Source organism: Xanthomonas sp. NCPPB 1754 (genome assembly GCF_041475725.2).
Lineage (GTDB): Bacteria > Pseudomonadota > Gammaproteobacteria > Xanthomonadales > Xanthomonadaceae > Xanthomonas > Xanthomonas euvesicatoria.
Map to the genome: position 1 here is coordinate 4,997,347 of NZ_CM192982.1, position 14,827 is coordinate 5,012,173.

The 14,827-nt window shown below is 69.9% G+C and carries 3 protein-coding genes and 1 pseudogene; all 4 read right to left on the reverse strand.

The annotated features are described in order from the left end of the window. Window positions 1-76: 76 nt before the first annotated feature. A pseudogene (locus ACCQ15_RS21435) lies at window positions 77-1,949 on the reverse strand (AAA family ATPase); the annotation flags it as partial. A 202-nt stretch (window positions 1,950-2,151) separates the two neighbouring features. Then, complete coding sequence (recB, locus tag ACCQ15_RS21440; RefSeq protein WP_372381057.1) at window positions 2,152-6,204, reverse strand: exodeoxyribonuclease V subunit beta; 4,053 nt, start codon at window positions 6,202-6,204, stop codon at window positions 2,152-2,154. Next, window positions 6,201-9,605: an exodeoxyribonuclease V subunit gamma gene (recC, locus tag ACCQ15_RS21445; protein ID WP_372381058.1), complete on the reverse strand. Its 3,405-nt coding sequence runs from the start codon at window positions 9,603-9,605 to the stop codon at window positions 6,201-6,203. Before recC ends, recB begins: the two co-directional genes overlap by 4 nt. A 353-nt stretch (window positions 9,606-9,958) precedes the next feature. Continuing rightward, window positions 9,959-14,773, reverse strand: coding sequence for a putative Ig domain-containing protein (locus tag ACCQ15_RS21450; protein ID WP_372381059.1), 4,815 nt, complete (start codon window positions 14,771-14,773; stop codon window positions 9,959-9,961). Window positions 14,774-14,827 lie beyond the last annotated feature (54 nt).

The following is a 14,827-nucleotide window of genomic DNA, read 5'->3' on the forward strand; positions in this document are numbered from 1 at the left end:
GCGTGGTCCGGCCTTGACGACGGTGCCGCGTGGCCGCGCGCGGTCACGGCACTTGCGTCGCCCTGCCCGGGGGAAGGGTCCGCGTCGCTGCGCAGGCAGATACCGACATCGCCATTGAACAGGCCGTGGCGATAGCTGTTTTCGGTGATCAGCAGCAGGCGGCCCTGGAACCAGGGCGAGGCGCCGCCCAGACGGCGGGCGCCGGAGCCGGTGTCGGCGAGCAGTTGTTCGATGCGGGCGTTGAGGCCGCGTGCGCCTTGCGGGCCGGCACGCACCGCGGTGAGCAGGCGCAGGCGGCCGGCATCGCGCAGGGCGGCGGCGGGGTCTTGGGCGTTGGCCAACGCGCGCCAGTGCGCGAGCAGCGCGTCGCGGCCGAGTGCCAGCGGATCTTCGCCGTCTTCGTGGAAGTGCACGCCGGGCAGTTCGCCGCTGCGCAGCAGGGCCAGGGCGGTGTCGGCATCGCCGGCGCGGATGGCGTCGGCCAGTGGCGCCAGTGCGAAATCCTGCGCCTGGCGATAGCCGCGCAGCAAGTGCACGCGGTGGCCGTCCAGGCCGCCGCTGCGGGTGGCGGAGGTGACCGCAGGCGGACGCTCGACGGGCGCGCTGCCGAGCAGCGATTGCAGTGCCTGGGCGTCTTCGGGCTGCAGGGCATCGCCCGGGCCGGCGGCCTGCAGGATGGCGGCCAGCACGTCGCCGGCTTCCACCGAAGGCAGCTGGTCGGCATCGCCAAGCAGGATCAGCTGGGTGCCATCGGCGACGGCGTCGACCAGTTTGCACATCAGCGGCAGGTCGACCATGGAGGCTTCGTCGACGACGATCAGGTCGAACGGCAGCGGGTTGTCGGCGTTGTGGTGGAAGTGCGGAGAATCCGGGATGACGCCGAGCAGACGATGCAGGGTACTGGCGCCGCTGGGCAGCAGCACTTCCCAGCTGGGCGGCCCGCCCTGCTCTGAGGCGGCCTGCGGCGGCAGTTCCAATCCGGCGCCGGTGGACGCGGGCGCGGCGGCGTTGGTCGGATGCGTGGACGTGATGAGGCCGGCGCTTGCCGATGGTGCGGGGAGCGAGCCGGCGGCCGGGAGCTGGATGCCGTCGGCGATGGCACGCGCGATGGCGGCGCGCAGGCTTTCGGCCATGCGCTCGGCGGCGCGGCCGGTGGGCGCGGCCAGGGCGATGCGCGGGGCCGGCGTGCTGGATGCCCGTGCCTGGGCGATGCGCAGCAACAGCAGGCGGGCGATGGTGGTGGTCTTGCCGGTGCCCGGGCCGCCGGTGACCAGCAGTAACGCGCGGCGTAGCGCGAGTGCGGCGGCCTGGGCCTGGCGGTCCGCGGGGTGGGATGGCGTGGGGGGGGTTGTTCCCTCTTGGTAGTGGATTGGCGCGGGCAGGCCCGTACCCTCACCCGCCCGTCGGGCACCCTCTCCCGGGGGGAGAGGGGTTGGCCCCGGGGGGAGCGGGGTTGGCTCCGCGGTGCGAGGGGTTGGGATCGCGTTCGGGAACAACTGCGCGAACAGCGGCGCCAGCGTGGCGGCGTCGACCGGCGGCAGCGGTTGCGCGGCGATGCGTTGCAGGCCCAGGGCCAGGCGGCGTTCGTACTCGCGGTAGCGGCGCAGGTAGAGCAGGCCGCGTTCGAGGACGAGCGGGCAATCGGCGGCGGCCGGGGCGTCGGGCTGCGGTTGGTCGACCCAGCGCGAGGCGGCCAGGCTGCGTTGCCAGTCGGCGGGATCCGGGAAGGTGGGCGCCGGGCCGTCGCGCGCGTCCAGCAACATGGCGGCGCGGGCGGGGTCCAGGCCGGCGTGGCCGCTGGTGACCGCCAGCGAGGCGAGCGCGGCGCCGGCCAGCACCCGTGGGTCGGTGTCCGGCTCCAGGCGTTGCAGGCTTTGCGCGAAGGCCAGATCCAGGGTGCGCAGGGCGCCGCTCTGGTTGAGGGCGGCGAGCAGGTTTGGATGGGTCATGGCGTCGGCATTCCCTTGGCGCACGCGCGCTCGCGCCCCGTCATGCTCCGCGCACCTGTGCTGGCATGCGCGGCGCTGGCTTGCTTCGCGGGCGCGCAGCGGCATTGGCGCCCGTGGCTCGCGGGCGGTGCCTGCTCGGCGCGATCACGGAGAGGCTTGGACGCGGTGCGGGTCGGCCATGCCAGTGGCGTGGTGCGTTGCTTCATGGTGTGGGGGTCCCTGGTGCGGACGTACCCTCGCCCCAACCCCTCTCCCGGGGGGAGAGGGGCTCGAGGCCGTTGCGGGAACCTTGCGCTGGCGCGTCATTGGACAGCGCATCTGCGGGCTTGCCGGCGAACAAGGCGTCCACGGCCAGCACCAGCGCCGGTTCGAAGCGCCAGGCGTGGATGCCCGGTGCCGGATCGCCAAGCGGCGCGCGCGCATCGCCGGTGGTGGTGGCGCCGGCGTTCGGAGCGGAATCGGGTCTGTCGCCCGTGGAATCGCGCGCGGTTGCGGACATGCGCTGGCCCGCGATGGAATGGCCAGGGGTTTCGGCAACGGCTTCCGACCCGGCAGCCTCCGCAGGGCGCCCGGCATCCAGGCCGCGACAGAACAGATAGCGCACGCCGCCGAAGTCGCGGGCGTAGTCGTAGGCCTCGCCCAGGCGAAAGCGCAACCAGCGGTGCAGCGCCACGGTGTAGATCAGCGCCTGCAGTTCGTACTCGCTGTGCGCCATGGCCCGCGCCAGGGCGTCGGCGTCGTAGCTGGGCAGGCGGTTGGATTTGTAGTCCAGCACATACCAGCGCCCGTCCACGCTGTAGGTGAGGTCGATCAGGCCGGTCATCAGGCCTTCCAGGCGCTGGCGCGCGCCGAAGGCCTGGCGGTCGCCGACCACGCCGAACCGATGCAGCAGGGCCAGCAACGCATCGACGCGGGTGGGCCGCATGGCGAAATGGAATTCCATTTCGTTGCGGCGCTGCGGTTCGGGCACGTCGGCCAGGCGGGTGCCTTCGGGCAAGGCCACGGTGAGCGTGTGGCCGATCAGCGCGGTGAGCATGCGCAGGCCGTCGTCGAGGTCGTCCTGGGGGTAACCGCCGCGTTGCAGGGCCTGGAGGATGGGTGCGGCCTGGCCCTCGGGCGCGGGGTGGCCCGGTCGCCAGGCCTGCCAGGCGGCGAAGTCGCAACGTTCGAACACATCGTGCATCACCACGCCGAAGCGGTTGCCGGCAAAGCGCGGATCGAACGGCTCGGCGTCGGTAGCAACGGCCACGGCAACCGCCTCGCTGCCGGACGGTTCATCGCTGCCGCCGCTGCCGACGACGGTGGCGCTGGCCATCGGGTCGGTGGCCGCGCCGGCATCGGCGTTGGCCAGTTGGGTGAAGCTATACACCCACCATTCCGGGGCGATGTGCCGTTGCGCGCTGCGCGCGGGCGGCACCTGCGCCTCGATCGGGGCCGGCAGCCGCGGCAGGTGGGCCGGCGGCGTGCTGGTGTCCACCACCACGGTGCCCTCGCCTGCCGCGCCCTGCAGCGCATCGAGCGCACGCAGCATGGCCGACAACGCGGTGCGTTCGTGCTGATGGAACGGGCCGCTGGCGATCCACAGCGCGTGCTCGGCGCGGGTCAGGCCGACATACAGCAGGCGCGCGTCTTCGGCACGTTGTTCCTGTTTCCAGGCGGCTTCGGCGGCGCTCCAGCTCGGGTCGTCGCGCTCTGTCTTCCAGTGCAACTGGCGGCCCACGTCCGGCGCATGCACCACGCAATGACGGCCGGCGCCCTTGTCGCTGCGGCCGATGCCGATATACGGCAGGAACACCAGCGGATATTCCAGGCCCTTGCTCTTGTGCAGGGTGACGATCTGCACGCGGCGCGCGTCCGATTCCAGCCGCAACTGCTGGGCTTCGTCGTTGTCGTCGGCATTGGCGATGCGCCGCGACAGCCAGTCGACCAGGCCATGCGGGCCGAGTGCGCGCGCGTCGGCTTCCTGCAGCAGTTCGGCCAGTTGCAGATAGTTGGTGAGGCGGCGTTCGCCATCAACCAGGGCAAGCAGGCGTTGCCCGTGGGTGGCGCCGAGTTCGCCGATCAGGGCGAGCGGGCCGCCGCGCTGCCAGCGTTCCCGCCAGTCCAGCGCCTGTTGCTGCCAGTGGCGGTGACGCTCGCCGTCGCGTTCAAGTGCGGCGATGGCGATGGCGTCTTCGCCGATCAACACCGTGGCCAAGGCGGCGCGCAGGCGGCTGTCGTCGCCCGGATCGAGCAAGGCCTGCAGCAAGGCAAGCACTTCCAGCGCCTGTTCGGTGGCGAACAGACTTTGCTTGCCGGCGGCCACCGCCGGAATGCCCACCGCGCCGAGCGCCTGCTGGAGACGCGTGGCCTCGCCGTGGCTGCGCACCAGCACGGCGATATCGCCGGCCTGCACCGGCCGGCCGCACACCGTGGCCGTGCCGTCGCGGCCGCCGGCCAACCAGCCGCGGATCGCTGCGACGCAGGCGGCGGTGGCCAGCTCGCGTGCGCGGCCGGCGCTCCAGGGCTTGGGCTTGCCTTTCGCAGGCGGCGGCGGTTCCGGCGCGCGCCACAGCGTCAGTGCCGGCGCAGTGACGCCATCGCGTTGCAGGTCTTCATCCACGCGCTTGGTCCCGGCCCGCACCGGGTGGAAGGCGATACCGTCGGTGAGGAAGGCATCGGCGTAGCCGGCCTGTGCGTACAGCGCGTCGATGGCCGCCAGCACGCCGGGGCGCGAGCGGAAGTTGTGGCTCAGCGGCGGCGCCAGTTCGGCGGTGACGGCCGCGGCCAGATAGGTGCGCACATCGCCGCCACGGAAGCCGTAGATGGCCTGCTTGGGGTCGCCGATCAGAAACAGCGCCGGTTCCAGCCCTGCTGCTCGTGCGAGCGGGCCTTCGCCGAACACGTTGGAAAAGATCGACCACTGGCGGTCGTCGGTGTCCTGGAATTCGTCCACCAGCGCGATGGCGTATTGCGTGCGCAGGCGTTTGACCAAGGCGTCGGCCTGCGCGCCCTGCAATGCGTGCGCCACCCCATCGACCAGGTCGTCGTAGGTCTGCACGCGGCGTTGCCGCTTGAGCAGCGCCAGCCGTGCGATGGCATCGTCGCGCAGCGCGTGCAGCAATGCGATACGGCGACGGCTGCGCCATTCTTCCACGCGCGCCAGCGCAGTGAGATAGCCATCGATCTGGTGGCTCATCGGCGAAGACGGCGTGCGATCGACGAACTTCTTGTTGGTGCCGGCAGCCAGTTCCGCCGCGGTCAACTTGAGCAACTTGGCATGCGGCGCGGTGTTGAGCGCAGGCGCAGCGGCGAAGGTTTCGAACCAGTGCCACAGCGATGCCAGCCACTCGGGTTTGTAGCTGACCTTGCTCAGGATGCCGCCCTCGATGGCCGCCATGATGGCGTCGAAGAATGCGGTGCCGTGCGTCTGGAATGCGGCGGCCAGTGCGTTGGCTGCCGCGTGCGCGGCCTGCAGCAAGGCAGGTGCATCGTCGGTGGTTGTGGCGACTGACGGCAACAGCGTCGGGTGCCGCACCAGCGCGCGCAGATCGCTGGCCAAGGCCTCGGGGCCGCCCGACCACAGGGCGATGAGATCTTCGGCCATCACCGCATCGGCGGCGCGCTGCCGCCACAGATCGGCCGCCACTTCGCCAAGCAATTGGCGATCGTTGGCGAGCAGTTCCGGCGCGGCGAACGCCTGGCCGCTTTCCAGTGCGTGTTCGCGCAGCACGCGCGCGCAAAAGCCGTGGATGGTGAACACCGCGGCCAGATCGATTTCTTCCACCGCCTGCTGCAGGCGGCGACGCAAGGCGACGGGCGTTTCGCTGCCGCCGCCCAGATGGGTGGCGAGGATGGCGCGGGTGAGTAACACGTCGGGCGCTTCATGGAGGAGCGGCCCTGGCTGCGACGGGGCATCGGCGAGGTCGGTCGCGCCCAGGTCCGCTCCTGCAGAAGCCGATGGGGCGTCGGGCGACTGGATTGCGGACGACTCGGTCGCGGCCGAAACCGCTCCTGCGAGAGGCGATGGCGCCTCGGGAACCAGGCTTGCGGCCAGCACCAGGCGTTCGCGAATGCGGCGGCGCAGCTCCTGCGTGGCCGCTTCGGTGAAGGTCACCGCAAGGATCTGGCCGATGCGCAAGCCACGCTCGACCACCAGCCGGGTGAACAACGTGGCCAGCGTAAAGGTCTTGCCGGTGCCGGCGCTGGCCTCGATCAGGCGCACGCCGTGCAGCGGCAACTGCAGGTACGGGTCGGTGACGGGGCTGACGCTCATTCGACATCCTCCTGCGCGCCGTGCCAGTGTCGCCAGCTGTCGATCACGCGCTCGGTCTCGAGCGGCGCGCCGGTGTTTCCCTGTTCGAGCAATGCATACACCCGATGGCTGGTGGCGGCGAACTCGGCGAAGCGTTGCGCGTCGGCAAACGGGTCGCGGCCGCGGGTGACCAGGCGCAGTTCCGGGCTGTGCGATTCGCTCCAGCCGAAACCCGATTGCCACTGCCCGGCCGCCTCCTTGATGGCCTTGTCCAGGTCGCCGCCGCGCGCGGCCTGGTGATATTTCCAGCTGCTGTAAGGCGCGAACGCCAGCGGCATCTGCAAGCCCTGGCGATACAGCTGCAGCAGCTCGGCCAACGCGGTGCGCGCCTGTGTCTGCGACAGCGGCTGCGCGTCGATGGGATGCGGGCCCAGGCCGTCGTCGTGTTCGAAGAAACGCACGTACGGCGCGTGCTCACCGGCGGCGCGCAGCAGCAGCCATTCCAGGCCGTGGCGAATGGCGCTGCGGCCGCTGAGCGCGCCGACCTGCACGCGCCCCACGCCGCTTGCGTACCAGCCCGGCACACGACCGTGCAGTTCGATCTCGTCAATCTGCACCTGCAGCCGGCGCGACTGGGCCGGGGATTCGCCACGCCACTGCCGGAACGCATCGGCATACGGGCGCAATTGCGCCACGCGCTCGTCGAGCTGGCGCCGCCCCAGCGGGCCGGACGGCAGCAGCGCGCGGGCACGCAGACGCGCGTACAGGTGCTCGGTGTCGCCGGCCAATGCAGCGTCGAATATCTGCTGCTGCAACCCGTATTGATCCAACCCGCGCGTGGGGGCGAGCAACGGTTCCAGATCGGCGTCCTCTCCGGCCGGATCGGGCAGGCGCATGCCCAATCGATGACGCAGGAACTGCCCGGCCGGGTCGGTCAACAGGCGGCGCAGCGCGTCGATGGACATGCTGGCCGGCAAGGCGATCCCTTCGGCCGGCAATGCACCGGCCACCCACGGCGCCAGCGGTTGCCGCTGGCCGACCAGGCTGTCCACCGCCGGCCGCCACTGCCGGCGATAACTGAAACGGCGCGGGTCGGCACCGTCGTCGCCCAGCGCGCCGAACGCGGCAGCGGCGAAGGGTTGCAACGGGTGTCGCACCACTAGCGTGTCGAGCGCGTTGCTGGCGGCGTGGTACTGCGCAGCGCTTGCCAGTAATTCGCTGACCAGCACCGACGGCTCGCGCACGCTGCCATCGCGCGCATCGGCGCCGAGATAGCTCAGATAAAACACGTCCTGCGCGGAAGCGAACAACTGCAGGAACAAAAAGCGGTCGTCCTCGCGCGTGGAGCGGTCGCCGTGCCGGCGACGCTCGGTGCCCAGTTCCGCGGTGAGGCGATTGAGCCCGGCGGCCGGGTCGCGCCGCGGGAAGTCGCCATCGTTCATGCCGAGCAGGCAGATCACGCGGAACGGCAGCAAGCGCATCGGCACCATGCGCCCGAAACTGATGCCGCCGGTAAGCAGCGGCGCGCGCGTATCCGATTCGCCCAGCACCGCCGCAAAATGCGCACGCACTACCTCGGCAGGCACCTTGCCGGCGTACTCGGCGCGTATCGCGTCGCGGGCGAATTGGTCGATCAACGCGCGCAAGCGATCCAGCGCGCGTTGCGCGCGCGGCGCAGTCGGCGTGGTCGGAATCAATGCCTCGAGCAGGCCCAGCAGCCGCTCGCGCCACTCGACCGGGGTCATCGCCTCGGCCAGCGCGGCTTGATGCCGTTCGAGCACGCGCAACAACCGCAACAAGGTGTCCAGTGCGGCCAGCGCGCTGCCTTCCAGCTGCGGCCACGGCGCCACCCCATCGATGTCCTCGTCGGCGCCGCTGGCATGGCCGAGCAGCAGCCGGTCCAGCGCGAAACGCCAGGTGTAGGCATCGTCGCCCGGTGCCTGGTGCTGCCGCCGGTGCGCTGCGTCCAGGCCCCAACGCGCGCCGGCCGCGTGCAGCCAGCTGCGCAGGCGTTCCAGCCCGGCTTCGTCCAGCCCGGCCGCTTCGGCGATGGGCGCGCTGGCCAGCAGGTCGAGGATTTCATGCAGCCCGAAACGCGCGATCGGCAAACCGAGCAAGGTGAGGAACACCTCGGCCAGCGGCTCGCTCGCCAACGGGCTGGCATCGGCCAGCGCATAGGGCAGCGCGTCGTCGTTGCCATGGCTGCCGAACACCGCATCCAGATACGGCACGTACGGGTCGATATTGGGCGACAGCACCGCGATCTCGCGCGGCTGCAGGGGCGGGTCGAAGCGTGCATCGTCGAGCAGCGCACGCAGTTGGTCGTGCAACACCTGCAACTCGCGCAGCCGCGTGTGGCAGGCATGCACCTGCAGGCTGGGGTCGTGCAGATTCACCGCCGGCAATACCGCTTCCGCCGCAGGCGCGCGGCGATGGAACAGATCGCTCTGCATGCGCCGCAACAGGCTGTCGCCCAACCCGCCATCGGCCAGCGTGCGGCGGCCGGATTCGAGCGGGTCGGCGTAGGCGGCGATTTCGGCCAGCGGGTGCACCACTTCGTAATCGCCCACCAACGCCATGAAATCGCGCCCGGCTGCGCCCCAGGCCTGCAGCAACGGGTTTTCCTGTACCTGCTCGGCGAACAGTTGCACGGCGCCGTCTTCGCGCCGGCGTTGCCACAAGGTCTGCAGGTCGCCCCAGTAGCCTTGCGTCGGCGTGGGCAAATAGAAGTGCAGCGTGCCCACGCGCGCCTGCGTGGCCAGCACGCGCAGGACGTCCGGCGAGATGTTCAAGATGGCGAACGCGAATACGCGCGGCGGCAGGCCTTGCGGCAACGGGCCGTGGGCACGCGCATGGCGATCCAGATACTGGCCGATGCGCCGGGCGCGGTATTGCCGGCCGGTGGCGATGCTGCGCCACAACCGTGCCTGCGGGTCGTCCGGGTCGGCGCCTGCTTCCCAGCGCAGCAACCAGTCGCGGCGCCATGCCTGGTATTTCTCGAACACGCTGGCCAGCTCGCCGGCCAGCGCCCACGGCTTGAGCGCATCGCCATCGGACAGGTATCCGGCCAGCGGGGCCAGGGCCGCGTCGCTGCCCAGGTCCGACTGCAGGGCCGCATACAACCGCCACTGCGTGGTGGCCATGTCCAGATCGTCGTCGGCCGCGCCGAGGTTGCGCTCCAGCGCGCGCGCGACGAATTCGCCGGGCGTGAGAAATTCCAGATTCGCCGCAACACCGTGCTCGGCCGCAAGCGTGGACTGCAACCAGCGCCGCATCGCCACCTGCGGAATCAGCACCACCTCCGGCTGCAGCAACGGCTGCCCCGGCATCGGCCGGCGCAACTCCTGCGCGAGCAAGGCGGCCAGGGTATCCAGCGCATTGGATGGATAAAGACGGAAATCGGGCGCGGAAGTGGCGTGCATGCGTGGCGCATTGTGCCGGATGCGCGTGTGAGGCGTTGTTGGCCGCCGTGTCGGCGGCCAGGTCGCCGCGCTGAGACGCAAGGCCGCACGGCACCGTGCAACAGCGCTGCGCGGGAGATGCCGATCGACGGCGCGCCACACCGTGCGTCACCCACTGCCATCGGGCTCCACACCGCATTCGATGTACTGCGGTCGTTACGTGCAACCTTCGAGGCGCCCAACGCAGCCATTCACTGCGTCCGCGAGCGTCATCGCAACCACGCGCGCAACACGCCGTCGACATCACAAACGCAATGGGCCGGGGGTGTTCGCCCGGCCCATCGCGTTGCATGACCGCGTGGCTTACAACCCGATCAGTATTTCTTTTCCAGATTGATCATCCAGGTCTGATCGTTGTTGCTGTCGCCGTCGGTGATGCCGCGGTATTCCAGCCGCGTCGACAGGCCTTGTTCGGTCAACAGCGCTGCACCGATGCCCATCATCAGGCGGTTGCGGTCGAACGCGCTCTGCGCGGTGCGATAGAACGGGCCACCGGTAAGGTCGGCGTAGCTCAGGATCGCATCGCCACGGCCCTGGAAGTCGCGCTGGTACTCCACGCGCAACTGCGGGGTCAGCCGTCCCCAGGCAACCTCGCGACGCCATTCCAGACGCAGGCCGAGATTGCCGGTGGTGGTGGCCACATCCATGTCGGCATAGCTCAGCGCGAACGGGGCCACGCCCGCTTCCTCATAGCCGTCCAAGGTGGCGCGTGCCACATCCACCCGCGCGTACGGGGTGATCTGCAGCGTGCCGCGTTGCAGGTCGGCACCGGTGGACAGCGAGGCGATCCACTGCGTGCCGTCGCGGTTGCCCTCGGCCAGCGAACTGTCATCGGTGACGAAGCGGCGCAGGTCGTAAGACAGCAGCTGGTAGCCGACCAAGGTGTCGAAGAAGAACGCCTTGCCCGGATGGAAGCTGGCGTACAACGCCATCGTGTAGGCGGTGGCCTTGCTGTGGCTGCCGTTGTTGCCCACATCGCTGTCGTCGCGGCCCCAACCCAGGCCCGCGCCGATCGCCAGCGACGAGGCAACCCGGTAGTCGGCACCCACGCTCAACCCATCGGTCTGGAAATCCACGCCGTTGCTGTTGGTCTGGCGGTTCAGGCTGCCCGAGCGGATTGCGCCGCCCACCCACAGGCCCAGGTCACCCTGCGTCTGCGCGCTGCTGCCGGTGGTGCCGGTCGCCGCGGGCGCATCGCGGAAGTCGTTGTCGACGTCCTGCGTGTCCGGGCTGCACGGCTGCGCACTGATGCCGCGCTCGGCCTGGCGGCAATGCGAGGTCGGCTGGAAGCTCACTGCGTTGGTGAAGCTGCCGCCGCCGCGATGGGTGGCCTCCAGACGGCGCTGGAAGTTGTCGATCTGCGCCCGCGCAAAACGCCGCGTGGACTCGGACTGCGCATCGATCAGGCCACGCACTTCCGCATCCACGCTCGGGTCGCGCCGTGGCGCGATGTTGAACACCACACTGGCCGGGGCCGAGGTGGCGAATGCGTTGGACAAGGTGAACTGCACCGTGGCCTGGCCGACGAAGGCCGGGTTGGGCGTAAAGGTCAGGGTAAAGGTCGGCGTCTCGGCCATTGCAGCGGCCGCTGGCGACAGCCCGGAGGCACGCGCCGCCGCCGCACTGGCGGTGCCGCCCACGCGGGTGATGGTGGCGGTACCGGCCGAGGCCGGCAACACCGCAACCACCGCAGCCGCCACGAACGGCCCGCCGGTGGCGTTACGGGTGATGTCCACCTGTTGCGCTTCGCCCGGCACTGCCGCCGCAGTCACCGACACCGCCACCGGCCGCACGTTAACCGTGATGGTCAGCGTCACCGCTGCCGAGGTGCCGCCTGCGCCGCTGGCGGTATAGCTCAGCACGTCGGTACCGGCAAAGCCGGCGTTCGGCGTGTAGACCACTTCCAGCCCGTTGACCACGGCCGTGCCGTTGGTGGGCGCGCTGGCAATGGCGATCGCGGTGATGCTGCCGGTGTCGTTGGCGGTGACCGCTGCGGTCACGGCGGTGTCGGTCATGGTGGCGGCAACATCGGCCACCGCCACCGGCGCCGCATCGTTCACCGTGAAGGTGTAGGCCTGCGTGGCGCTGGCATTGCCCGCATCGGCCACCGCAATGGTGAACGACGTGGTGCCCTGTACCGTTGGCGTGCCCGACAGCGTGCCGTCGCTGGCCAGCGTCAATCCGGCCGGCAACGTGCCGCTGGCAATGCTGTAGCGGTACGGCGCAACGCCGCCGCTGGCGGTGAGCACCTGGTTGTAGGCGGTGCCACGCACGGCCGGCGGCAAGGTGGGCTGCCCCGGCACCAGCGTTGCGGCGTTGATGGTCAGCGAGTAGCTCCGGCTGGCCTGCGCGGCGGGGCTGGGCGTGCTGTCGGTGACCGTCAGGGTGAAGGTGAAGGTCCCCGACACCGTCGGCGTTCCGCTGAGGCCGCCGGTGGCAGCGTCCAGTCCCACGCCACCCGGCAGCGCGCCGGCAGTGACTGCATAGCTGTACGGCGCGGTGCCGCCGGTGGCCGGCGTGACCGCAGCCGCATAGGCCTGCCCGGCCGTCCCTGCCGGCAAGGTCGACGCCGGCAACACCAGGTTCGGGCCAGCCACGGTCAGGCTGTATGCCTGCGTGCCGGTGAAGCTGTTGGCGTCGGTGGCCTGTACGGTGAAGTTGAACGTACCCTCCAGCGTGGCCGTGCCCGACAAGGTGCCGTTGCTGGCCAAGGTGATCCCGGCCGGCAATGCACCGCTGGTGATCGCGTAGGTGTAGGCCGCCGTGCCGCCGCTGGCGGTCAGCGTCTGGCTGTAGGCGGTGCCACGTGTTGCGGTGGGAACCGTGGACGGCGCCACTGCAATCGTCGGCGCGGCGATGTTCAACGTGTATCCGCGCGTACCCTGCGAGGGCGTGCCGCTGGTACTGTCGGTCGCAGTGACGGTGAAGCTGAAGCTGCCCACGCTGGTGGTGGTGCCGCTCAATGCGCCGCTACCGCTATTGAGCGTGATGCCGGCAGGCAACGCGCCGGCGGTGAGCGCGTAGCTGTAGGGCGCAATGCCGCCGGCAGCCGGAGTGATCGCACTCGAATAGGCCTGGCCCGCGGTGCCGGCCGGCAAGGTGGTAGCCGGCAAGATCACGTTGGCGCCGGCCACGGTCAGGGTATAGGCGCGGCTGCCGCTGGTCGGTGCCCCGCTGTCGGTTGCGGTGACGGTGAAGTTGAAGCTGCCGCTGGCAGTCGGCGTACCGGACAGCACCCCGGCGGCGTTCAGGGTCATTCCGGCCGGCAACGTACCGGCACTGATCACGAAGCTGTAGCCGGGGGTGCCACCGCTGGCGCTCAGCGTCTGGCTGTACGCGCTGCCTGCGGTTGCTGCGGGCAGCGACGCCGGCGAGATCGTCACCACCGCATCATCGTTGAGGATGGTGCCGGTGCCGGTGCCGGTGGCGCGGGCGATGGTCGCATTGCTGGCGCCGGACAGGCCAACGCTGAAGGTTTCGTTGGGCTCGACCGCGGTGTCGCCATTGACGGTGACGGCCACGCCTTGCGCGGTCACGCCCGGCGCGAAGCTCAGCGTGCCGGAGCGCGCGACATAGTCGCTGCCGGCGGTGGCGGTCCCGTCGGCGGTGGCGTAGTTGACCGTGACGGTCTGGCCGCTGGCAGCGCTCAGGCTCACCGTGAAGGTGGCCGTGGTGGTGCCGCTGTTGCCTTCGTTGACGCTCACATCGTCGATCGACAAGGCCGGCTGCGCATCGTCGTTGACGATCGTGCCCAGGCCCTGCCCGTCACTCACGCTGGCGCCGGTGACGTTGCTGAGGTTGACGAAGAACGTTTCGTTCGGCTCGGCCAGCGTGTCGCCGGTGACCAGCACGGTGAAGGTGGCGCTGCTGCTGCCGGCCGGGATGGTCTGCCCGGTCAGACTGGAGGCGACATAGTCCACACCCGCAGTGGCGGTGCCATCGGCCGTGGCGATATCGAAGCTGACGCCGCCGGCGCCGGCCGGCGCGCTCAACGACACGGTGAAGGTGGCGTTGGTGGTGCCGGCATTGCCTTCGTTGACCGAGACATCGTTGATCGACAGCGCCGGCTGGTCGTCGTTGAGGATGGTGCCGGTGGCGCTGTTCGGCGAACCGACCGTGTAGCCGCTGCCGGTGTTGAGGCTGATCACCACGGTTTCGTCGGGCTCGACCGTGCTGTCGGCGGTCGGATTGATGGTGATGGTGCCGGTGGTCTGGCCGGCGGCGATCACCAGCGGCGAACTGACGGCCGCATAGTCGGTGCCCGAGGTCGCCGTGCCGCTCACGCCAAAGCCGATGGACAGCGCGGTGGGCGACGGTTGGTTCAGGGTGACCGTGTAGAGGAGATTGGTGGCGCCGTCCTCGGACACGCTGGCCGGGGAGACGGCGATGCTCGCGGAAGGGAAGTCGTCGTTGACGATGGTGGCGGTGGCGCTGGACGGGCTGCCGGTGGAATAGCCGGTGCCATTGGCGACACTGAAGATCACCGTTTCGTCGGTTTCCACCGCGGTGTCGGCGATCGGGGTAACGCTGAAGCTGGCCGAGCTGGTATTGGCCGGCACCACCACGCTGGTCACGGCGCCGGAGTAGTCCGTGCCGCTGGTCGCAGTGCCGCTGCGGGTCAGGTTGACCGTGGTCGCCGAGGTATTGGTCTGGCTCAGCGTCACCGTGTAGACCAAGGAGGTACCGCTGTCCTCGTTGGCGGCGGACGGGCTGACCGCGATGCTGGCGGTCCGCGAGGGGGTAATCGTGATATTGACTGTGATGGTATCGCCAGCGCCGTCTTCCAGCGGAAACGTGTCACTGGTGGCGCTGTCGCCATTATGCGTGTATGTGACGATCTGCGTTCCCTGTGCTCCGCTTGGATTAGGAACGGTCAGAGTGCCGTGGGGAGGCTGCACTCCGTCCCAGCCAACGCCGATGTCGTCTACGCCAGTGCCGTCGCAGGTGGTGACGTCGATCTGCACCGAGCCACCCTGAACTACAGTGGCGTTCAACGTCGGACAATATTGCGACGCCGCTGCTGCGGCCTTGCCGGAATACAGCGTACTCAACAGCAGCAGCGCGAACACCAGCGGCCAACGCAAAACGACGCGCACGCCTGCAGCCATATTGGTGCAATTCGTAGACATATTCCATTTCCCCGGAAAATCACGCCACCCCGCTGGCGCCGGCAACGCTCCTGG